The sequence below is a fragment of the Polyangiaceae bacterium genome (assembly GCA_016715885.1).
GTDB lineage: Bacteria > Myxococcota_A > Polyangia > Polyangiales > Polyangiaceae > Polyangium.
This window is the reverse complement of sequence record JADJXL010000002.1, coordinates 691,390-713,349: the sequence shown is the minus strand read 5'-3', so window position 1 is coordinate 713,349 and position 21,960 is coordinate 691,390. Positions and strand designations below refer to the sequence as shown.

The following is a 21,960-nucleotide window of genomic DNA, read 5'->3' as shown; positions in this document are numbered from 1 at the left end:
CAGCGTCGCAACACGTAATCGTCCCGCCCGCGTCACTTCTACGAATTCAAACGATATCGTCGCGACAAACGCGCTCTCGATCGCTTCGATAGCGCGAGAGCCACCACGAAGAGCGCCGACACGCCGCCAAACGTGCCGCTCGAATCGCGCGCAGCCGTGCAATCACATCCTCGTGCATCCATGGGCAGCGCTCCGCCCGCACCGTTTGTCGGAGCAGTACCACCCCCGCCACCATCGCCACCCGCGCCACTCGATGCGCTCGAAGTTTGTCCTTCGTCGCCAATGATGATCGAAACGTCATGGCTCGCAACGAGCTCGGGCGGCGATGCTCCAAGTGCGTCGTAAACCTCGAGCAGCTCCTGTCCGCTTGCATCGGTGACATTGGCATCGGCCAAGTGTTCGACGTACTTGCGCGTGATGGGTTGGTAATAGACGCGGGCCGAAAGCGTGCATGCCCCCGCCACATGCGAGGGGATTGTCAAGGCAAATGATGCGTCGTCGAAATGACGAAAGCCCTCCGCCATGTTGCCATAGTCGATTTCAGACGTCGGGAACGTACCGAGCGCCCCGATGAAACCTTTGGGCGGAATGCGCGTGTCCGACAGAATCATGTCGTGCCGTGCAAGGTCCTCGGCAGGTTCGGCGGCCACTCCATTCCACCTTCCATGCTGAGCTCGATACACGTGCGTCGAGGACGCATCGACGATTTCGCCGCTTGCCGGGTCGTATCCACCAAGAAGAAAGGTTTCTTCGCCGTCGGGCGTCGCGAGCACGACGGCGATCCACGCGCGACGCCCCTCGGCATACCCCGTGGGGAATTTATGCCCCGAAAGGTTTTCGACGCGCACGGTGATGTCAATGGAGGAACCGGGTGGCGCATTCGTCGGAGCCTCGAGAAGCTCGACGCGTGCAGCGGAGCGGAGCGTCTTTTGGGTACGTTCGAGCGCCAGGGCGAATGCGTCGGGGTAGGCATTTGCGCGCGCGACGTCGGTCGCCATGACAGCTTGGATGCCGAATAGGTTTGCTCCAACGAATGCGTGATTGCGTGGTTTTTCCCGAACGGGCGCGAAAGGCGTCGTGGCGACGGGTAAATCGTCGGCAGCGCGTTCCAAGTGACAATCGATGCAGCCTGCACCACCAGGCGCCGCATAATCGCTGCTTTGCCATTCTTGGTACGTTGTATCGAGCGGAAATTCGAGCGCCGTTTGCATGCCGCTCGCGTCGCGCAACGTTCGAATGGGGTTTGTCACTTGATGACATTGGCCGCAAAAGTGCGACGTCGACAGAGCTGGGTCGAACGCCGTTTCGTGAATGGGAACGCTGCTATCGGAATAGGGGCCGCGTTTGTGCAAATCGTTCGTGTAGACGATTTGCGCATTGGCTACGTGATAAGGCGCCTCGGGTGGACCCGACGTGACGGCTCGATGGCAGGTGTCACAACCAATGCCTTGCATGTCGACATCGTCGAATGCGCTTCCATCGGGCGGCGTCGCGTGACCTCGCACGAATGCAATGGGAGAATGGCAGCGCAAGCAGAATGTTCCGATGCCGGGTTCGTCCTGATTTGCAATCGCCAGAGCTGCTCGAAAAATGGGATCCCTGGCCGCATTGCCCATCATCGTTCCGGCCCAGGAATCGTGCGGCAAGTACGTTTTGTCGCCCGCAAAGCCACCACCATGACAAAGCGCGCAACCGTCGGCGCCCGCGAATTGCCCTCCCAAAGCAAGCTCGCCCGGCTTGGTGCCCGCGAGGTCGCCGAGCCCCGCGTATGCGGAAGAAGACGTGAATAGGAGCGCGAAGGCAATGGTGAGAGCGCGCAGATTCAAAGGAGCATGGTGCACGACGACCGGCCTCGCTTTCTTCAAGCTTCGGCGTGTTCGAGTTTGGCCCAATCGAGGATCATATTCGACCCAAATTCGAGCCGATCGTGGTCCTCGAGAATCAGCGCCTCGACCCCCTTGCCAGCTTTGCGCACTCCATTGGTGCTGCCCGTATCGATTGCCCATACATCGGAACCAATGCGCACGAGCAGCAAGTGTACACGGGAAACGTTCTTGTCGATTTCGCCCAGCGACAAACCACATCGTTCGTAACGCCCAATCAAGAGCCCCTGTTCGAGCCGTTCGGCCGATACGCTGCGTTTCGCTTTGGCCGTGCGAGATTGCAGGCGAATCGTGGCCCAGGCCAATTCAGGTTCTTCGTCATCACCGAGCAGCAAAGGGGGCGCGAGCGTCGTGATGCGCGAGTTTTCATCGAAACTGCGATAAGGACTGCCCTTTTTCTTGGGCGGAGGCAATGCATTGACACCCGCGCGACGCGAAGGCGGAAGAGGTGCGCGCCTGTCGATGAAAGAACGGGGAGGCATCGCGTCCCACGCTTCGGTGCTACGACCGGGCCATTTGGTATTGGCTGTGCAGGGCAAAAACCAAAGCGCAAAGGGGCCGATGGCAAGATACGTCGGCCCGTCGGACACCACGGCGCAATTCTTGTTTCCATCTTCCGTGGAAAATGGCTCGCGCGTATTGAGGTCCCACAAGCGAATCATGGGCACGCCAGGTTCGTCTTCGAGAACCAGGGCGACGACGTGGCGCAGCGAGACGCGCTCGGAGGGCAGTCGAATGCGGCATTTCGTATGCCGACCGATGGTAATGGCGCAGCCCGCTTCACCAAGCTCGGCAGCCATCAGTCGCATGTCTTTGTCGACGACACCAATGACGAACCCTGGGCGACGCGCGGCTCGAGCCAGATCGGCGAGACGATCGTACGCTACGAGAAACGCTTCGCGCGGCCCGGGCGCCGTCGCGTCACGCTCGCTGCCCTCGACGTGAAAGAGCGTGTTTTCGTTCCGCAACATCGGCCCGAAAACGCCCGTCGCTTCCGGATCTTCTTGGTCACGTGAACGCATCGGTCGACGTCCATTGGTGCATGGAAGGTTGCGGAGCGCAAGGCTCACGAGCACGAAGCACACAGTCGCATCGGGGAGATTCGCGATATACTCCTCCGCGCATGACCTCCCTGGGGTCCGACAACGACATGACGACGACCGTGCCGGGCGAGACGGATCTGGCGAGCGAAGGCTCGATCACGCACGATCCGTTCTTGGCGAAGGTTGCGCGTGTGCCCTCGCGCGAAGATGGTCCCGTGCACGTCGCGCAAGCAGGGGACAAGTTCGGTCGCTTCGAAGTGCGCGGAGAGCTTGGACGTGGAGGGATGGGGATCGTCTATGCAGCGGTCGATCCGACGCTGGGGCGCGAAGTCGCGCTGAAGGTGCTGCCTGCATCGGGCGACGTGGAAAGGCGCCGGCGATTTTTGCGCGAAGCGCGATCGGCTGCGGCGGTGACGCATCCGGGCATCGCGACGGTGTTCGAGGTGGGCGAGCAAGACGGCACGGTATTCATCGCGATGGAGCGCGTTCGCGGTAAAACCCTGCGCGCCTGGCTCGACGAAAACCGCCCCGTCCCAATCGTTGCAGCACAAAAGATCGGGCGCTCGATCGCGCGAACGCTCGCCAAAGCGCACGAACTAGGCGTTGTACATCGGGATCTGAAACCCGAAAACGCAATGCTGACCGAAGATGGCGACGTAAAACTGCTCGACTTCGGCCTTGCCAAGGTCGTGGGTTCCAAAACATTGGATGACGACTCGACGACGGAAACGCAAGAGGGGCGCATCATGGGCACGCCGTGTTACATGTCGCCCGAGCAAGCTCGCGGATTGCCCGTCGATGCGCGGAGTGATGTTTTTTCGTTCGGCGTGATGCTGTACGAGCTGCTCACGGGCAAGCGACCGTTTTCAGGTTCGACGTCGGTGGACCTCATGGCCGCGATCACGCGGGACGAGCCGGCTGCCGTAAGTGAGGTCGAACCGGGCGTTTCTGCGGAAGTTGCAGCGGTCGTCCATCGGTGCCTGCGCAAAGCTCCGGACGATCGCTACGCGGATGCGCGTGCGTTGTCGCGCGATTTGGATGCAGCGTGCGAGGTATCGGCGCTTCAGTCGACACTTCCGCAGGGGCCGATTTCACTCGCCAATCCGCCAAAGCCAAAACCTCGTTTGTCAAGGCGAATCGTAGGCGTGTTGGCAGGTTTGTCGTTGGCGGCCGTTGCGAGTCTCGGGTTTTGGAAAGCGTCGACGGGTCCGGGGCCGAATGCGGAGGCCATGGTGAGCCCTGGCGGATCGAGCTCGTCGGGGATGGCGATGATGGCGCTGCCGTCGCCCAAATCGGGAAAAGCAGACGCAGCCGAGGCGTACCGCAAAGGAATGCTCGAATTTCGCAAGGGTTCGTCGTGGGGTCCGAACCTCGTGCATGCGACCGAAATCGATCCGACATTGGCCGAGGCGCATGTGCAGCTCGCAGCAGCGGCGCTATTCAATTCCGCTGCGGAGCGGTCACGCGCGCATTACCGAAAGGCGATGGACCTCGTCGATACGCTATCGGACGAGGATCGCGTCCTTTTGAATGCAATCGAGCCACTTCTTTTGCGTCAGCCATCGGATTGGGCCGAATCGATTCGACGTTTTTCGAAGGCCGTCGAAAAGTTTCCGAACGATGCGCATTTTTGGTTTTACCTAGCCATTGCCACGGCCAATTTCGAAGACTTCGCCAAGGCAAATGGATACTTGAATCGCGCCATCGCTCTCGACCCAGGGTTTGCTCACGCTCGAGTGCTACTGGCCATGTATACGGCGTACGAGGGGCGGTTCGAGGCGGCCGAACAAGCCGCGGAGCAATGCTTGAAGGTCGCACCGGAATCGACTTTGTGCATGGACCTCATTTCGAGGCTTCGATTGCGCGAGGGTAAGTGCGAAGAGATGGCGCAGGTTGCGCGTCGAATGATTGCGGCGAGCACGTCGCGCACGCTCGGTGAGATCGTGCTGGCCGAATCGCTTGCAGCTCGAGGTCAGCCGCTGGCGACGGTCGAACAAGCCATTGCGCAAGCCGAGGCGAGCCGTCAAGAGCTGCCGGTTGCGACGACGGTTGCCACGAAAAAGCAATTTACGACGTTGCGATTGTTCGCGCGGATGTTGGCGGGTGACTTCGAAGGTGCCGAAACGCGTGCCCGCGAGCTCGAAGCGCTGACGCAAACGAGCCACATGCAGGAAGAGCGAGGGGCTGCGGCCAAACTGCTTGCGCAAATCATGTTGGAGACGGGACGGACGCGCGAAGCTGGTGAAGTCGTCATGGCTTTTCTCGATCGGCGCGATGCATGGGAACCGACGCCGAGTGCCGAGGACATTGCCATGGCCAAAGACGCGACACCGTTCTTGCTGTTCGCGGCGGCGGAATCGGAACGGCTATCGGCCGCGGAACGAACGGAACGGCGAGATGCTTGGCTCCGTGATTGGGAAGCGCGCGCGACACCGATTGCGAGAAATTATTTGTGGATGCATGCTCATGCGTCGACGGCGTACACGGCGGAAGAAGCCAAAAATGCAATCGATGTTTTGTCGCGTCAGGCTCCCCTGCCCCCTTTCCGGCCCGAAACGATGGCCGATGCGTATGTGGGTCGCATGTATTTGCTGGCAGGCCGACCAGATGACGCCATTACGTGGCTCGACGGAGCCGCTCGAAGTTGCGCCGCACTTCAATTCCCATTCGAGCACACGCGAGCATTCTTGTGGCTCGGGCAGGCAAAAGAATCGAAGGGGGACACGAAAGGAGCTTGTGGAGCGTATCAAGTGGTGCTCGACAGGTGGGGACAAGCCAAACCGAAAAGCGTGAGCGCCGGACAAGCCCGAGCTCGGGTGAAGGCGCTTGGGTGCAGGCCGACGTGATGCCAGGTTAAAATCAATTGGTGAGATAGACAACCGTCGAACATCGTGTTCAGTGATGTCAAAATGTTCTTCGAGCTGTTGGCTGCTCGGGAATTCTGAGATATCTTGCAATGGATGAAGAACCTTGCCCTCATTTGCACGTTGGCTTCGCTGCTCGGTGCAGGCATCGTCGGTTGTGGTCGCACTGATTTTGACGACATATTTGCGACGACGTCGGTGGGTGGAGGTGGCGGGGATGGGGGCATTGGGGGCGCTGGCGGAGGTGGCGGCGATGGTGGCATTGGGGGCGTGGCGGGCAGCGGGGGAAGTGGCGGCACGGCTGGCAGCGGGGGCGTGGCGGGCAGCGGCGGCGTGGGTGGTGTCGCGGGAAGTGGTGGCGGCGGTGGTATGGGTGGCGTTGGGGGCGGCGGTGGCGCTGGAGGGAATTGCACGACCGAGGTTTGCGATGGTGTCGACAATGATTGCGATGGCGCGGTCGACGAGGGCAATCCGGGTGGCGGAGCGGGGTGTTTGACGGGGCAGCTCGGTCTTTGCAGCACGGGGGTGCAGACGTGCAAGGATGCAGAGATCATTTGCTCGCAGCTTTTCCCGCCAGTTGCGGAATTGTGCAATGGGCTGGACGACGATTGCGACGGGCCGATCGACGAGGACGTTGCCGACGTCGGAAAACCTTGCAATACGGGGCAACCAGGTGTGTGTTCCGTAGGCATTACCGCGTGCATGGGCAAGCTCGTGTGCAATCCGACGACGGCGCCGCAACCTGAAAGCTGCAATGGCATCGATGACGATTGCGATGGTATTGTCGACGATGGCAATCCTGGCGGGGGCGGAGCGTGCGACACGGGATTGCCGGGCATTTGCAAGGCGGGGGTGTTGACGTGCGAAGCGGGAGCGCTCGTTTGCAAGGGCAGCGCGCCGCAAGCGGAAGCGTGCAATGGCATCGATGACGATTGCGACGGCACGGCGGACGACGGCAATCCTGGCGGGGGATTGGCGTGCATGACGGGACAACCGGGCGTGTGCGCTGCAGGGATGACTGCGTGCAGCGGCGGAATGATTGCTTGCAATGCCACGCAGATGCCTGCGCCGGAATCGTGCAACGGGCTCGACGATGATTGCAATGGGTCGACGGACGAAGGCAATCCTGGTGGGGGCGTCATGTGCACGACGGGGCTGCCGGGCGTGTGCGCTGCGGGCATGACGACGTGCGCAGGTGGCGTCGTTAGTTGCAATCCGACGCAAGCGCCATCGACCGAAGTATGCAACGGCATCGACGACGACTGCAATGGCGCCGTGGACGAGCTGGCGATATGTAGCTGCACGGTGGCGACCTTCGAAGGGCGCGAATACCGTTTCTGCTCGAATGTGCTCACCTTTGCGAATGCGTCAGCGGCTTGCCAAGCTGCCGGGTATCACCTCGTGAGCATCGGTTCTGCGGGGGAGGACAGCTTCGTTCATAATACGGCGGTCTCCGTTGCGAACATGAAATGGTGGATTGGCCTGAACGACATCGCGGTCGAAGGCACGTTCGTCTGGACCGACGGATCGCCCGTCGCGTACACGAATTGGGAGCCCGGGGAACCGAACAACGTGGGCAACGAGGATTGCGGGCAGATCAATCGGTTTTTCCCGAAGGGAACGTGGAACGACGAGCCTTGCAACCAGGCATTGCCGTACATTTGTGAAAAGCCGTGACGGCGATATCCGAAACCGTTCAGCTCGACCCTGGAGTGGGACTTCCAAGCACTTCGTCCAGCGTCGAGGCGCTCAGCACACGCAACTCCATCGCTTCGAGCTCCGCTGCTGATGCTGCATCGATGCGCGCGAGCGTGAAATAGGGCATTGGCGCTGCGCGCATCGATCACCACGGCACGAAACGAACAATCCCTCTGTAAAGCTGGCGAATTTCAAATATTCGAGCCACTCGAAGCAACTCATGAAAGCGAGATCAACATGAAGAACCGCTTCATACTATGCCAGGCAGATCGCCATTTTCTCGGTGATCTGCCTTTGTCGATGTGGATCAATTTGCTTGCGAGAGCCATCAGCTCGCACCTCGAGGATTGGGCTGTCGTCGTCGAACCAATGGTTTCAGCGACGCTTTATCGTCCAGATCAAGAGCCATCGTCACTCGTACATTTCCATCGAATGGATGCCCTCGTTGCGGAAGTCGCGGCACGTTTGCCGGCATCGCGAAACGTGCGGGCCACACAATTTCTGACCCTGCGACCTGCCGACGACGCGACTTTGGTCGAGTTCGTTGGAGGGGATCCGCAATTTTTCCATGGTGTAAGCCCTTTGCTCCCGTATTCGGACAGGTTTGCAGCATCGCCTGCGACAATGATCTCGTGGTTGCGGCCGAAAGAAGGGAGGATCATGCCGGCAATTTTATTGCCCCCCGAGCCATCAGGACATGCAGGCGCTATTTCGTTTTATCACATTGCCGATGGTTGGAGCGCTCCCGATCCACCAGAACGGGACGCCTGTCGAATGCGCGTGAATACTGAAGCGATTCCGATCGCGCATGCCGAATCGAATTGGATGAATGTGGATCGTAGAGTACGAATGTCTTTCGAACGTTGGGCGCGTACGGTGACGAAACGTCGAGTGGGGGTGTCGATCAGCGGCGGTGGTGCTGCGGTCATGCGCTTGGTGCCTTTGTTTCGGGCATTGGAAATGGCGGGGGTGCCCATTGATTTGCTCTCCGGGGCCAGTGGTTCGACCGCATTTTCTGCGTGCTACGCCACCGGGGGGCTACCGCGTGTTTTGGCGTTGGCGGAGCGCGGTTTGTCGATATTGATTACCGCAACCCTCACTTCGGTCATCACTTCTTCCGTCGTTCAGCGCTACATCGACAATTTCTTGGAAGGCTGCGGCGTCTGCAACACTGAAATTCGCGTCGTTCCCATGGCGATGACCCTGCCTCCAAATGCAGCGCCTCGGCCATCCGTCGTGGTCGATGGAACGTTCGGACAAGCTGCGCGCGCGAGCGGCGGCATTCCAATGATTGGGCCCTACGCGGTGGACGGTACGCGGCACTTCGACGGTTCCGTCATTGCAGGTCTACCGCCGCCGAACGTCTTGAGGCAATTCGGTGCGGACATCGTTTTCGCGATGAACGTGCTTGCAGTACCCGCAAGTCGCTTTCCCGGCGAAAACAGCGCGATGTTATCCAAGCCCTTGGGATTCTTCTACCACCAATCGCTGCTTGGACGCATTGCGGATACCATTTCGGCAGCGTCGATTCTGGTGCACACGATCGCTGAAGGCCATGGCCGCACTGCCGATGTGTTCATCGATGCCCCTCCACGCAATTGGGCAATATTCGAACCGCCGATGCTTTTCAATTCTCGCAAATATGCGACGATCGGTCTTGGCGCAGGCATCGATCCCGATACGGTGGCTGCCGAATGCCTATCCAGGTGGCAAGCGCTTGCGTGAATCACGGCCAGCCCTCGCCTTCTCGAGTGTGGTCATTCCTGTCGGGCTCCGCACGCGGCGCGTCCGTCATGGCCAGCGTGTTTTACCAGGCGAACGGTCTCGTGAAAGAGATAATAAGGGAAGATGGTTCGTGTGGGTATTCTGTTTGCGAAGGGCGGTTTTTCTTGGCGCGCTGACGACGAATGGGCCGTCGTCCAAAGTCGCAATCTTTGGACCCCTGCGCGACGCCAAAAAGAAAGCCGAAAGCCGGTCACGAGCCGTCCCCGCAGATACCCAAACCACTTCCGAACCGGATCCGACCGGCAAGTAACCCCATCCGTTGCTCCCTACCCCCGTCGAGACCGCCTCTCGAGTGGTTCGGATTGCTTCACGAGGGGGTCCAGACCGTGGTTGGGCGTGGGTCCCCCTCAAGTGGTTTGGGTTGGGAGCCCGGGCGGTCGGAACTGATTGCAAAGTGGTTCATTGGGACGCAATGGCGGATCGGACCGCATTGCAAAGTGGTTCAATGCCGCGCAATGGCGGATCGGACCGCATTGCAATTCCTTCATCCATCCCCACGAGGCTTGCGCACACGAACGGGCGGCAATGGTCCCGCCTTATTGGGCACGAGCGCATCGGTTGCCTCGCGCTGATACGCCCCAATCGTCGCTCGCACGATGGGCGGAAGAAACACGTGTTCGAGGTCCACGGATGCAAGTGACGCCGCAACGGTCGCGATGCGATCGACGAGCGGCGCGCGCTGATCGACGATGATCACGCGTTTGCCCCGGACGACGCAAAGCCCTCCACGCCACTTGCGCGCGTCCGACAAGTTTGGATCGAAGGACTCGGATCGGACCGTGATGTCCGCCTTGTTCGCTGCGCGCACGAGCTCGTCGAAGAGCCGTCCGAGGTCCATGCATCCGGAGCGTACGCCCATCGTGCACACGTGGCGCGCTGGTTTTTGGTATCGTCGTTTTTGGGTCTCCATCCGCGCGTCGCCGGGAAGACCCACGGTGGAGACTCGTCGTGCGCTTGACCTTTCGTTGGGGGCTGATTCTGACTGCGCTCGCGGCGCCCGCCGCATGGCTCGCACCTGGATGCGGAGCACGCACGGACATCGAGGACTACGAGGACTACGAGGGAGAAGAAGACGACGCGGCAATCGATGCGCCCGACGAAGATGGCGGCCCCGATGGGCAAACGGATGCTCCGCCGGATGTGCAGTTCGATGTGGTCGACGATGTGCCGATGATCGATGTCGTCGAGGACGTGAGCTTCGACGTTGCAGAAGACGTCATCGAAGATGCACCTCAAGACGTGACTGAAGACGTCGTCATGGATGCACCCGACGATGCTCCGATGGATGCACCCGACGATGCTCCGATGGATGCGCCGGACGATGCACCGATAGACGCGCCGATGGACGCGCCCGTCGATGCGCCCATGGATGCTCCCGTCGATGCACCGATGGATGCACCTGTCGACGCGCCAAACGATGCGCCAACGGATGGTCCATGTGGTGACTTCGATGGTGACAAGTACACGTCGTGCGATGGCGACTGCGACGAGAGCGATCCGAACATCAACGCGGGTGCGTACGACTTCCCGAACGGCGTGGACGATGATTGCGACGGCGTGATCGACAATCCGTTCATCGCGTGCGGCACGGGTCTCGAGTACACGTCACAGGATCCGATCGACTACGCGAGGGCCATCGATCTGTGCCAGCAGACGACAGCCGATGCGATGGGAGCGAACAAGCGGTGGGGTCTCATTTCGGCCGAGCTGCGTTTGGCGGATGGAACGGGCAGTCCGAGCCCGCAGTCGCACGCGATCATCACGTCGATGGGCACGGTGCTCGGCCCGCGCGCGAATGAGAACTTCGTGCTGTTGTCGACGGGTTTGGCGGCGACACCGGGGCAGCCGTACTACCAGTTCGGGACGCCTCAAGGTGGAACGGATTTCGGCACGGCATCGGCGCTTCCGCAGGGGTGGGGCCCGACGAACAAGGCGGGGTGTCCGCTGCCGTTCGTCGCGACCGCGTTCAACCCGGTGAACCTGAAGATCCAAGTACGTACCCCGACAAACGCCGCGCGATTCGCATTCGACCATGGGTTCTGGTCATCCGAGTACCCGGAGTACGCGTGTTCTCCGTTCAACGATTTGTGGGTGGTGTTGTTGAAATCGGGTGCATCGGGAATCGCGAACAACCGCAACGTGGTGTTCGACAATCAGGGCACACCTGGTTCGGTCAACGTCAACTTCTTCGATCGGTGTGTGGCAGGACCAACGGGTTGTCAGGGCACACCTGGTTTCAACTTCTGTGCGGGCGGCAAGAGCGAGCTTGCGGGCACGGGCTACGACGAACCCATCGTCGCGTGCAACAACGTGCTGAGCTCGGTCGGGGGCAGCACGGGATGGATCACGACGGAGGCGCCGATGCTCCCGGGCGAAATCATCACGGTCGAGTTCGTCGTGTGGGACTCGTCGGATGGCATTTTCGACTCGGCTTCGATGGTCGACTATTTCCGTTGGTTGCCAACGAGCATCTCAACGCCGAAAACGTTCCGACCTTGAGTGGTGGGAGCGCAGTTTTGCGTTGCGATCGGCCGGACCCAGCGAACGGCAGGGCGCATTTTTCCGGACGCGCGCATCTTCGTTGCTTTCGTCGACGACCATGGTTGACGAGTCGCTCACGGCATGATAGTCGGACTTCATAGCGTCTACGGCCGAGTGGGAGCGAATGTGCGTTTCCCGGCCATATCGGGCATCAGGCCCAGCGCGTGACGTCGACCAAGCACGAACGGCACGTGCGACGCGCACCAACGCGGAGCGCCCAGGAGTTGTTGGGGCGCCCGAAGGGCAAGATAGAAATGACGTTTACTGATGCAGCGGCCGAGGTGCTTCGCCTTATCGGCAGGCCGCTCCACTACAAAGAGATCACGGACATCGCGATAGAGAAAAACTTGCTCAGCCACGTCGGCAAGAGCCCCGAAGTCACGATGGGCGCACGGCTCGCCGCGATGCTCAAGAAGGACTCGACGGACACGCCGCTCATCCGCGTGAAGCCTGGCGTTTTCGCCCTCCGCGAGTGGGACGAGAAGACGCTGCGCGCAGGGGCGGATGGCAAGAAGGGCGGCCGACGGGGCGGCCGGCAGGATGTTCAGGCCAAGCGCGTCGAGGCGGAAGTAGAAGACGAAGCCGCCGTCGAGACGGTGGAAGAAGAATCGACCGAAGAAGTGGCCGAAGCTGCGCCGGTCGAAGCAAAGGACGAGGTCGAAGAAGAGGCCGAAGCTGCTCCCGCACCGGTCGAAGCAGCCGTCGAGGAAGCGGAAGAGGAACAAGCTTACCCGGCGGTTCTTCAGCTTGCGGATGCTGCACCGCCGCCGCCTGCGCCTCGCATTTCGGCACCCGTGCGCGCACGGGTCGAAGACGAGGACGTGGAGGCGGAACCGCCCGCGCCGGATGAGGTGATGCGAGCGGAAGCCGTTGCAGGCGCCGCCGAAATGTTCGACGAGGAAGAAGACGACGACCAACCCATCCTGGGTGGATCTGACGAGCGACCTGGTATCGGTGCCGTCGATGGGGGCGATGGTCGTCGTCGTCGTCGTCGCCGTCGCCGTGGCCGAAGCACCAACGGCGAGCAGCAGCCGGGAATCACGTCGAGCGGCGCGCTTCCGTCGTACATTGCGACGCCGGCGTTCGAAAGCCGCGCACCGCGAGAGCGAGACCGAGACCGCGATTTCGGTCGCGATCGCGACCGAGACCGAGATCGCGACCGAGACGTGTCGCGCGAAGGACGCGACGGAATGGCGACCGAAGCCGTTTATCGCGGACCGCAAGTCATCGAGATCGGTCAGACGGAATCGCATGCCGCGCTCGACGACCTTGCAGGCCGAGAGCTCGCGGATGCGGTAACGGCCATCTTGTCGACGTTCGATCGCAATGCGGGCGCGGTGTCGCTCCGGCAGATTGCGGAAACGGCACAACGTCGCGGACGGCTTTCCGGTGATGCACAGCTCGTGCAGTCTCAAGTTGCAGCCGCCGTTCGTGCGGACAACGCGCGTCGCGTTGCCGCAGGCCAAAGGCCGCGTTTCCGATTCGCAGGTGGCCGCGTGGCCCTGACCGATTGGCTGCTCTCCGGCGACCTCGCGCGGCTCGAGCAGGAAGCGCTTTCCGCGGTGGAGCGGTACCGAGATGCAGCCCGACGCGCGTTTGCTCGAAAGCTCGGCGAGCTTCCTGGACACGCGTTCATCGAAATCTGCGTCCTGGCGCTCGAGCGCATGGGCGTGGGCCAGCTTCGTGCAGTTCGCCGTGCAGGCGCTCCGGGGGCGGAAGCGCACTTCTCTGGCGTGCTGAAGACGTCGGGCGAGGACATTCGCCTTGCGATCATCCTTCGCCGCGACGGCCGCGAGATCGGCCGTGAGCGTGTCACGGAGCTGCGCGGATCGCTGCACCACTACGGCCCGGCAACGGTCGGCTGGATCTTCACGAGCGGCCAAATCCTGTCGGGCGCTCGCGACGAAGCCAGCATCACGGGCACGGCCCCCATCGCCCTCTACGATGGCCTCGCAGTTGCCCGGCTTTGCGAGGATAACGATGTCGCGGTCATCCGGGCTCGCTTGCCCATCGCAATCCCCGACGTGGACATGCTCGAAGCCCTGCGGGCTTCGTGAGTTGATTCCGGGTCGGGATATGTAAGCTCGCGTCGCGCGCGTGGAACGCGCGCTTCGCGAGGCTTGGTTCACGTTGGGGGCCCGAGGCTCGGCCCCCCCAAACCCCCCGATTTGCCTTTCATCAAGCTGTCTGTTTCTCCATGAAGGAGAACCGGTTGCTCTGCAGCCCCGAATTTGCCCTACTTCGAACCGAACGGCGCTCCTGTTGACTCGCCCCACATTTCCTGCAACGGTCCAGGCCGCATGCGCGCTGCCCTGTTCCTCGCACGGATTTGCCTCGCCGCATCCGCAATCTTGATGACTGCATGCGGCACTGCGCCGCCAAAGTCGGTCTTTCCATCGGCCGACGCAGCCTTGGGCCGGATGAAAGCCACCTATGCCTGCGTCAACGGCGTCCAGGGTACGGCCAAAATCGACCGATTTGCCCCCGAAGGACGCATTCGCGGCGAGGTCTTGCTTTTCGCAGTCAACCCGGATCGCGTGCGCTTCGACGTCATCAGCCCCTTCGGCGCGCTGATTTATACGCTCACCGCCGACGGCGAGCGCTTCCAGATGCTCGATACGAAGGAAAAGCAATTCCTTTATGGGCCAGCAACCCCCTGCAACCTGGCCCGCATGACGCGTGTGCCGATCCCCGGCCATGCGCTCGTCTCCATTTTGCGCGGCGAAGCACCCCTCTTGGCGCACCAGCCAAACGCGGCAACCATGGCCTGGGATCCCAAGCAAGGTCACTACCGCGTCATCATTCCCAGCACCCGCGATGCGCGCCAGGAAGTGCATCTTGCCGTCCGGCCCGATGATTGGGACAAACCCTGGGCCGAGCAGCGCCTTCGCGTCAAGTACGTGCTCGTCTCCCAGCGCGGAGGCGACCTGTACACCGCCGAACTCAGCAACCACGCTGCCGCCACCACGGCCCCGCCACGCGTCGACCCGGAAGGCATCGACGATCCCGTCCCTCCCAGCGGTGGCCAATGCGATGCCGAGCTACCCCGGTCCATCCGCATGCGCGTCCCACACACCGAAGAGGACGTCATTTTTCAGTACAAAGAGGCTCATTGGAACCCGCCCATCGTCCCAGGCGCCTTCGAACAGCCCACGCCCGGCGGAGTTCGCTCCATCTACGTGACGTGCGACGGGCCGTAATGAAGGCCGGGTCTTGATCTGAACGCTCGCTCCGCGCGCGTGGGACGCGCGCTTCGCGAGGCCAGTCACGATGGGGGGCTCGCAGGCGGCTCTATAAGTCTTTTGGGCTTCGCCCAAAAGACGAGCCGACTGCTCTGCCCCCCATACCCCCCGGGGGCCATGTGCCGATCTCAATCCGCAAACAAAGCCCGAACCTGTCCAGGCACGTCCGTAATGATCCCGTCGACACCCAGCGCGGCAAGGTCGGCCGCTTCACGCACGTCATTCACCGTCCACACGTTCACCAGCAGCCCACGTCCCAAGAGACGCCGAACCACCACGTCACGCGTCAGCGTACGCTCGATATGTAAACCATCTCGCCATACCGATCCGGTCTCCAGTGCCAGCGTCGACCACTTCGATCGATGCACCAAGAGCGCTCGCGGCGTACGCGGCATGAGCGCCGCAAACGTCGCAAGAATCAGCGGATCGAAGCTCGACACGAGAATCGGCAAGCAGGGATCCACTGCCGCGAGTTGCCGCGCCGTCGCATGCGCCAACGCCAAGCGCTGAGGAACCCCATGCTTCATTTCCACGTTGACCCGCAGCCGCCGAGCTCGCGCCAGACCGAGCACCTCACTCAGCCGCGGCGCGCGCTCCCCACCGCCCACATCGATGCGCCGAATTTCACCGTACGGAAGCTCAGCCACGCGGCGGTGATCCCGACCGCCCGTCACGCGGTCAAACGCCGCGTCGTGCATCACCACGAGCTCACCGTCGGCACTCTGCCGCACGTCGAGCTCGATCCCATCGGCGCCATCGTTGGCCGCTTTCTCGAATGCCGACAACGTATTTTCAGATTCCCCCGAGCAACCTCGGTGCCCGTACACCCATGGCCTTCGTCCGGGCTTGCGTCGAAATACATCGATTCCAAGCCCGAAATGGCTCACGAATCGAGCTCCCTCGCGATCGCCGCCGCAACCTCACGCGCTCGCGCCACATCCGACAGCGGAAACGTGGCCGCACCGACGACCGGATGCCCCCCGCCATCGTAACGCCGGCAAATCGACGCGATGTCGTGCCGTCGCTCGACACCGGACCAGGGATTGTACCCGACCGACACCTTGCAATGATGCTTTGACCTCAAAACAGTCACCGAATACACGCATCGGGGGTACAAGGCGTACGCAATGAACTTCAAGCTCGCGTCCATGGCGGCATCCGAAAGGTCGACCAGGACCACGCTGCCCATCACGACGCCGTTCTGTCGCACGCGAGCTGCAAACGCATCCTGAGCGACCGCTATGGGACGAAAGAGCCGAGCTACTTGCGGGTCTTTCGCGACCTCCTCGACGGGCTTTTCCAAAAGCTTCGGAACGATGCCGCTCAGAAACGCGCCATCGCCGTGATGCTCGACGACCGCCGCGAGCTGAAGCACGGGCTCGCTTCGATCGACCGCTTGTTCAGCCGATGAAAAGCGAGCTGCGTCGATGATGTCGGCCCACCGGATGAGCGGTTCGAGGTCCTTGCAACCGACGTCGAAGTGCTTCGCAGCAACGTCTGCAATGAGCTTCGTGCAGGAGCTGTAGGTGGGTTCGTAGAAGAGCCGCGTTGGGCCTTCTACCGAGTGTTTTTCGAGCGCCTCGTTTTGTTCTTCGACGGATCCGAAACCGGTCACGTGATGATCGAAGAACCAAGTGAGTCGCGGGCTCTTGGTGTAGCGAAAATCGAGGATGGCGTTTTCGTCACCGTCGAGCCAGGCCTCGGGGATCATCGACATGCCGGGGCCATAGCCGCACGAACGGTAGCGAAAAGTTCGCTGCTCACTCGGGGCGATGCTGCGCACGAGATGATGAAAGACGGCGGCGCTGGCCATGCCGTCGAAGCAGTGTCCGTGCGTCGCGACGACGACGTTTTTAGGCTTCTGCACGTGCGAAGCGGTAGCACGAAGGCGGCAAACCGGCATCCGCACGAATGAAGCGGGAGGCAGGTCAATCTCCAAGATGGTTCGTCGTGCAACGTTTGCCCGGCGAATTTCGCCAGATCTCCCGGTGAACGAAAGGAACTCGAGCGACCGGCCGACGAACACGGGGCTTGCCGTCGGGCACCCTCGACCGAAAGTTTGACGTCATACGAGCTCGTGCAAACGCCCCAACGCACGAACGTGCGCCGGCCCGAGCCCGCAGCATGCTCCGACAAACGTTGCACCCAGACGAACCCACTCGGCAGCAAGCTTCGCGTAACGTTCGGGCCCATCGGGCGCATCCGTCCAGCCGAGGCCATCTTCCGGAGGGCCCGCATTCGCGTACACGCCGAAAGGCACACCCACCCGCGCGAGTCGTTCGACGTACGGGAGCGTTTTCGTCGCTCGTGTGCAGTTGATGAGCACCGCGCTCGCACCGCGCGCCAAAGCTTCGCGCGCACCTCGTTCGACGTCGTCGGGTGAGAGCAAGTCTGCATCGGGCCCTGCAGTGAAAGCGACCCACGTGGGCAAACCCGTAGCGACGGCTTCTTCGGTTGCAACGAGCGCTTCGCCCACGTGCGGAAACGTTTCACATAAGAGCAAATCCACGCCAGCATCCGCGAGCACTTGGCACACCTCGCGATGTTCGGCGCGCGGGTCTGGTGGCGACAAATCCGGCCGGTAACAATCTTCGAGCGGCGCGATGCAGCCCGCGATGCGATGCGACGGCGGAACCGACGAACGGGCAATTGCGACGGCTTTTCGTGTGAGTTTTTCCCAACCGTCCCCCGCGCTGCGGCGCTTCGTCCGAAACGTATTCGTGGTGTGCACCGTGGCGCCTGCCGCCGCGTAATCACGATGAATCGCAGCTACGATGTCCGGCGCGACTTCGAGAGCGCGAGCACTCCAGAGCGGTTCGGGAATCGACACGCCTCGCGCGATCAGCTCCGTTCCCATGGGGCCATTCAGGATCGTCACCATCGCCCTTCAGCCTATCGGTAGGATGACGCGACCGGCGCTCGATCGACAGAGAGAACCTGCACCCATGAGCTCATCCGCTTCCGCGAACGTCCCGCGTCACGCCACGCATCGCTACTACACCGCGCTCATCGCGGTCGGCTTGGTGTTCGCCGGCATCGGAGCGTTTTCCCTGGTGAGCTTCGTGGGCAGCGCCGACGACTTCTCCATCGCGCTCCGACTGCTGACCTATGCCAGCATCTTTGGCGGCACGTTCCTCGCTCTCGTCGGAAGCAAGGGAAGGCAAGCAGGCTCGGGCGTACAACTCGTCAACACGTCGTTCGATCTCATCTCACGTGGACGCCTCGTCGATGCCGAAAAGATCCTCGACGACGTCGACAGGACGAACAGCAACATGCTCGTCAAGAGCGTGTCCGCGGTGCAACGAGGTCTCATTGCCATGCGTCGTGGCGATGCAAAGACGGGTCTGCAACATCTCGATCGCGCGATCGATACGAAGGGCGGCTACTTTTACCGTGCGTCGGTTCGAGTGCAGACGGTCAATGCGCGCGGCATCCGCGCGTTTTTACGCGCCGCAACCGGCGACCGCGAAGGCGCTCGCGCCGACATCGAAGCGCTCCGCAAGAGCCCCGAGGTGCTGCCTCAAGCGCTCGCTCGCGCTGCGCTCGCCGAAGCCATCTGCATCGAGCGCGAAGGTGATCGGGACAAACTTCGCAAACACCTCGCCGAACATCGCGACCTCCTGTTCGACGTCACCGATCGCCGCGAGCGCGCCATCGTGAGGGCTTTCCAGCGCATGCTCGAAACGACCGCGACGAGCGTGTATCGCAAGAGCGCCAAGGTGGACACGAACGGCGAAGAACCGCCGCTCGTCGATTGGGTCGCGCAGCTCGTTCCAGCCGCTGCACCGTTCGTCGAGACAAAACCGATCAAGGACACGGCAGGCGACTTGCCGACCGCTGTCGCATCCGAGAGCGGCAAGAAGGCTGTCGAGGTTGCACGCAAGAGCGCCGAAAAGACGTCGCAGAAAGGTTTGTCTCTCGGCATGCGGGTCGTGCTCGTCTGGGCGGCAGTCCTCGGGCTCTTCTACGCGGCCGTGCAGTTGGGCACGTCGGAAACGTACGATCCGCAGACCGATACCTGGGAAGAACCGCTCATCGATCTGCACGTTTTCCTTAACATGTTCACCTTCGCCGTCATCGCGGCCGTCGGTGGCGCAATCGGCTATCGCATATGGCTCACGATCAAGGCTCGGCGCGAAGCACACGAGCACTTCGCCGCACTCAACCTGGCCGCCCAAGGAAAGCTCGATGCCGCCGAAGAAACGCTCACCAAACTCGCCGTCGGTCGTTTCCCCTTGATCAAAGCGCAAGCGTACCTCGCACTCGCCAACATCGCCGAACGACGAGCCGACCTCGCCAAGTCCCTCGAACATTGTGACAAGGGCATCGCGTGTTTGTCGCAGTACGTCATGCGCATCTCGGCGTCGGACATTCTGCTACCCGACTTGATGTCCCAGCGCGCGTTTGTCCTGGCCGTCATGGATCGTCACGACGAAGCCGAAGCCGAGCTCGCCGCGTTGCCTCCCGCGTATCCGTACCGCAGTCGCGCGCTTCTGCGCGTGCGCCTCGTGTCGCTCGCCAGGCGAGGTCACCTCGAAGAAGCTGCCAAGCTCGCCTCCGAAGCGGGCCTCGACTTGCCGCTCACGGCCCGCGACGAGCTGCTCGCCGACAGCGTGTGCGTAGCGTTCAAACCGGAGAGCGTCGGCGCAGGAGAACTGCCGCGCATCCGGCGAGAAGTACGCACCGTCGAGCCGCTACGCCGGTGGCTCGACGCAGTCGCTCCGTCGGTGCTCGAAGCGCTCGAAAAGGTCACCGACGAGCCGGTGGTTCGCAGTGACGAACACGCCGCCGAAGCAGAAGCGATGGCCGAAGCGGAAGCGGCGCGAGAAGAGGCATCTCTTCGTCGCGCCGCTCAGCTTGGTTGATTGTTTCGCCAGTGAACTATTTCGCGGGCTTGTCGCCGATGACGTCGAAGTACGTGAACTTCTTGTTCTTGATCTGCACGATCACGATGGGTTTGTCCGCGTTGCGCTCGGCGTTGATCGTGATGGCCCCCGTCGCCCCTTGAAAATCTTTCGTCTCGGCAATCGCGTCACGAATCGCCTCGGGCGTCTCGGCCTTCGCTCGACCCATCGCGTCCGCGAGAAGCAGCGCTGCATCGTACCCCGTCGCCGCCATGGACGACGGTTCATGCCTGAAGCGTTCGCTGTACTTCTTGACGAACGTCTTCGAAGCTTCCGACGGCATGTCCGGCGAGAAATGGTTCGTGAAGTACGCGCCTTCCATTTCTTCACCCGCGTCGTTCACCAGCGATTCGGCGTGCCAACCGTCACCGCCGATGAACATCGAACCGGGGATTCCGGCTGCTTTGGCTTGCCGCGCGACGGGCACCATCGCGTTGTAATAGATGGGCGCATAGACCATCTCCGGGTTCGCGCCCTTGATCTCGTTCAAGTACGTCGTGAAGTTCGTTTCGTTTTTGAGGAAGCTCTTCTCGATGACGACTTCCATCCCGAGTTTCTTTGCTTCCGTACGAAACACATTCGCCAAACCCGATGAATACAAGTCGTCGGACGCGTAGAGGATCGCAACCTTCTTCTTGCCGAGTTTTTCCGAGACGAACCGCGCACCCATCTGCCCTTGGACATCGTCCGTGAAGCAAACGCGGAACACGAACGGCCCTACCTTGGTCACGTCCGGATTCGTCGACGACGGCGTGATCATCGGGATCTTCTTCTTGTTCGCAACGATGCCGCCCGCCTTCGAACGCGACGACGCAACCTCACCAAGCAGCGCCAAGACTTTGTCGCGATCGATGAGCTGCAAGACTTTGTTCGATGCCTCTTGCGGGTTCGACTTGTCGTCCTCGAACACGACCTTGATCTTCTTGCCTTTGACGCCGCCTTTGGCATTCACCTCGTCCATCGCGAGCTCGATGCCCTCGCGCGTATCCTGACCGAATTGCGTCTCGGCCCCGGACAAGCTCAGGTACGCCCCCACCTTCCATTCGGCTGCTGCAGCAGAGTCGCCCGTTGCTCCTGCGTCGGTTTTCTTGCCGCACCCCAACCCCAGCGCAGCAAGCGCAGAGAGCGCCATGGCTGCCACGACAAAACGCCGTCGTCCGAGCATGTTCACAGTTGCCTCCAGTCGTCCCGATTCATGAAACAGAAGCCGATCGTAGACGGGCCCCCGAGCCCCGCACAGAACGACGCTCCGTCTACACCCTAGAGCGCAATACGTCAGCCCAAATGTTCAATCTCAGCCCCAGACGGACGGCACATCGACACGGACGAGCAGCGTCGAGCGAGTCCCAATCGCGGACGACGTTCACTCCTCTTCGGGCAATTTGTAAATACTCGCCAAGATCGCGAGCCCCACCATGAGCACGAGCGAAATGCAGAATACGACGGCGCCGGGCAAAATGCCCACCGCCGCGTTATCCACGATTCCTTTGTGCCCGAACGACAACTTCACGAGCCATCCCAAGTAGACGGCCCCAAACAGCCACAAATAATTACGCCGAAGCCGCACCGAGGCAGCTTGCAATCGACCAATGGGACTGCGGGGCGTCTCGAGGCTTTTCCAGAGCGCATCTTCCCATCCCTCGCGCGGCGGTTTTCCCATGACGACGGCGTAAAACCCCACTTCCAATAGGCGCACGCGCATTCGGACGAGCTCATAGAATCGAAATCGGCGAATTTCCATCCACAAAAAAATCAAGTCGAGAAATACGGCCAGTAAAAAAACGAAATGCGGCGCCCGCTCCTGACCGAGCGCAAACGTCGTGAGCGCAGCGCTCGTGCCCACCGCCCAGTTCGTCGTCGTATCGAGCCGCGTGCGATACATCGTCATCCGGCCAAGCTCGCCACGATAAAGATGAATCAGCGCGGTCGGTACATCCTTCGGGGTCACGTCCATGGCGAACACACTGCGACAAAACCCGGCGAACAACAACTTTGTGCAT

The 21,960-nt window shown here is 61.5% G+C and carries 16 protein-coding genes; 7 read left to right on the top strand and 9 right to left on the bottom strand.

Annotated features, from left to right (window positions below; all coding sequences use genetic code 11):
- Positions 1–38: 38 nt before the first annotated feature.
- Positions 39–1,805, bottom strand: a complete 1,767-nt coding sequence (locus IPM54_06465; protein ID MBK9259465.1) for a hypothetical protein — start codon at positions 1,803–1,805, stop codon at positions 39–41.
- A gap of 56 nt (positions 1,806–1,861) precedes the next feature.
- On the bottom strand, positions 1,862–2,905 hold the full coding sequence (locus tag IPM54_06460) for an FHA domain-containing protein (protein ID MBK9259464.1): 1,044 nt from the start codon (positions 2,903–2,905) through the stop codon (positions 1,862–1,864).
- A gap of 101 nt (positions 2,906–3,006) precedes the next feature.
- Here IPM54_06460 and IPM54_06455 point away from each other — a divergent pair, with 101 nt between their 5' ends.
- Together IPM54_06455 and IPM54_06450 are read left to right on the top strand one after the other, a co-directional pair.
- A complete protein-coding gene (locus IPM54_06455; protein MBK9259463.1) occupies positions 3,007–5,772 on the top strand; it encodes a protein kinase in 2,766 nt (921 codons plus the stop codon).
- A 114-nt stretch (positions 5,773–5,886) separates the two neighbouring features.
- Entirely contained in the window at positions 5,887–7,467 is a 1,581-nt protein-coding gene (locus IPM54_06450) for a C-type lectin domain-containing protein (protein MBK9259462.1), read from the top strand.
- 19 nt (positions 7,468–7,486) lie between these two features.
- On the opposite strand, the gene IPM54_06445 is transcribed toward IPM54_06450, so the two are convergent.
- The gene (locus tag IPM54_06445) at positions 7,487–7,630 is read right to left on the bottom strand and encodes a hypothetical protein (protein MBK9259461.1); all 144 of its coding nucleotides are present in this window, start codon (positions 7,628–7,630) and stop codon (positions 7,487–7,489) included.
- Positions 7,631–7,725: 95 nt separating this feature from the next.
- Here IPM54_06445 and IPM54_06440 point away from each other — a divergent pair, with 95 nt between their 5' ends.
- Positions 7,726–9,213 (top strand): hypothetical protein, encoded by a 1,488-nt coding sequence (locus IPM54_06440; protein MBK9259460.1) that lies wholly within the window; start codon positions 7,726–7,728, stop codon positions 9,211–9,213.
- A 544-nt stretch (positions 9,214–9,757) separates the two neighbouring features.
- Here the strand turns inward: IPM54_06440 and IPM54_06435 are convergent.
- Entirely contained in the window at positions 9,758–10,207 is a 450-nt protein-coding gene (locus tag IPM54_06435; protein MBK9259459.1) for a hypothetical protein, read from the bottom strand.
- Positions 10,208–10,221: 14 nt separating this feature from the next.
- On the opposite strand from IPM54_06435, the gene IPM54_06430 reads away from it, so the two are divergent.
- The 3 genes from IPM54_06430 to IPM54_06420 all read left to right on the top strand — a co-directional run bounded on the left by IPM54_06430 (position 10,222) and on the right by IPM54_06420 (position 15,014).
- Positions 10,222–11,772 carry a putative metal-binding motif-containing protein gene (locus IPM54_06430; protein MBK9259458.1) on the top strand — a complete coding sequence of 517 codons (1,551 nt, stop codon included), beginning with the start codon at positions 10,222–10,224 and terminating at the stop codon, positions 11,770–11,772.
- Positions 11,773–12,068: 296 nt separating this feature from the next.
- Positions 12,069–13,871, top strand: a complete 1,803-nt coding sequence (locus tag IPM54_06425; protein ID MBK9259457.1) for a restriction endonuclease — start codon at positions 12,069–12,071, stop codon at positions 13,869–13,871.
- Between the two features lie 243 nt (positions 13,872–14,114).
- Positions 14,115–15,014, top strand: a complete 900-nt coding sequence (locus IPM54_06420) for a hypothetical protein (protein MBK9259456.1) — start codon at positions 14,115–14,117, stop codon at positions 15,012–15,014.
- A gap of 170 nt (positions 15,015–15,184) precedes the next feature.
- On the opposite strand, the gene IPM54_06415 is transcribed toward IPM54_06420, so the two are convergent.
- The 3 genes from IPM54_06415 to IPM54_06405 all read right to left on the bottom strand — a co-directional run bounded on the left by IPM54_06415 (position 15,185) and on the right by IPM54_06405 (position 17,937).
- Entirely contained in the window at positions 15,185–15,943 is a 759-nt protein-coding gene (locus IPM54_06415) for a glycerophosphodiester phosphodiesterase (protein MBK9259455.1), read from the bottom strand.
- Positions 15,940–16,959 (bottom strand): hypothetical protein, encoded by a 1,020-nt coding sequence (locus IPM54_06410; protein MBK9259454.1) that lies wholly within the window; start codon positions 16,957–16,959, stop codon positions 15,940–15,942. The genes IPM54_06415 and IPM54_06410 overlap by 4 nt, the downstream gene beginning before the upstream one ends.
- A 162-nt stretch (positions 16,960–17,121) precedes the next feature.
- Positions 17,122–17,937 carry a homocysteine S-methyltransferase family protein gene (locus IPM54_06405; protein MBK9259453.1) on the bottom strand — a complete coding sequence of 272 codons (816 nt, stop codon included), beginning with the start codon at positions 17,935–17,937 and terminating at the stop codon, positions 17,122–17,124.
- Positions 17,938–18,001: 64 nt separating this feature from the next.
- Here IPM54_06405 and IPM54_06400 point away from each other — a divergent pair, with 64 nt between their 5' ends.
- The gene (locus IPM54_06400) at positions 18,002–19,921 is read left to right on the top strand and encodes a hypothetical protein (protein ID MBK9259452.1); all 1,920 of its coding nucleotides are present in this window, start codon (positions 18,002–18,004) and stop codon (positions 19,919–19,921) included.
- 16 nt (positions 19,922–19,937) lie between these two features.
- Here the strand turns inward: IPM54_06400 and IPM54_06395 are convergent, their stop codons facing one another.
- Both IPM54_06395 and IPM54_06390 read right to left on the bottom strand, forming a co-directional pair.
- The gene (locus IPM54_06395) at positions 19,938–21,125 is read right to left on the bottom strand and encodes an ABC transporter substrate-binding protein (GenBank protein ID MBK9259451.1); all 1,188 of its coding nucleotides are present in this window, start codon (positions 21,123–21,125) and stop codon (positions 19,938–19,940) included.
- Between the two features lie 198 nt (positions 21,126–21,323).
- Positions 21,324–21,914, bottom strand: coding sequence for a DUF2270 domain-containing protein (locus IPM54_06390; GenBank protein MBK9259450.1), 591 nt, complete (start codon positions 21,912–21,914; stop codon positions 21,324–21,326).
- Positions 21,915–21,960: the final 46 nt, after the last annotated feature.

Coding starts and splice junctions, on each gene's coding strand:
- IPM54_06410 (MBK9259454.1), bottom strand. CDS start 16,959: ATGCCGGTTTGCCGCCTTCGTGCTACCGCTTCGCACGTGCAGAAGCCT.
- IPM54_06420 (MBK9259456.1), top strand. CDS start 14,115: ATGCGCGCTGCCCTGTTCCTCGCACGGATTTGCCTCGCCGCATCCGCA.
- IPM54_06460 (MBK9259464.1), bottom strand. CDS start 2,905: ATGCGTTCACGTGACCAAGAAGATCCGGAAGCGACGGGCGTTTTCGGG.
- IPM54_06450 (MBK9259462.1), top strand. CDS start 5,887: ATGAAGAACCTTGCCCTCATTTGCACGTTGGCTTCGCTGCTCGGTGCA.
- IPM54_06440 (MBK9259460.1), top strand. CDS start 7,726: ATGAAGAACCGCTTCATACTATGCCAGGCAGATCGCCATTTTCTCGGT.
- IPM54_06455 (MBK9259463.1), top strand. CDS start 3,007: ATGACCTCCCTGGGGTCCGACAACGACATGACGACGACCGTGCCGGGC.
- IPM54_06405 (MBK9259453.1), bottom strand. CDS start 17,937: ATGGTGACGATCCTGAATGGCCCCATGGGAACGGAGCTGATCGCGCGA.
- IPM54_06400 (MBK9259452.1), top strand. CDS start 18,002: ATGAGCTCATCCGCTTCCGCGAACGTCCCGCGTCACGCCACGCATCGC.
- IPM54_06445 (MBK9259461.1), bottom strand. CDS start 7,630: ATGCGCGCAGCGCCAATGCCCTATTTCACGCTCGCGCGCATCGATGCA.
- IPM54_06390 (MBK9259450.1), bottom strand. CDS start 21,914: ATGGACGTGACCCCGAAGGATGTACCGACCGCGCTGATTCATCTTTAT.
- IPM54_06395 (MBK9259451.1), bottom strand. CDS start 21,125: ATGCTCGGACGACGGCGTTTTGTCGTGGCAGCCATGGCGCTCTCTGCG.
- IPM54_06425 (MBK9259457.1), top strand. CDS start 12,069: ATGACGTTTACTGATGCAGCGGCCGAGGTGCTTCGCCTTATCGGCAGG.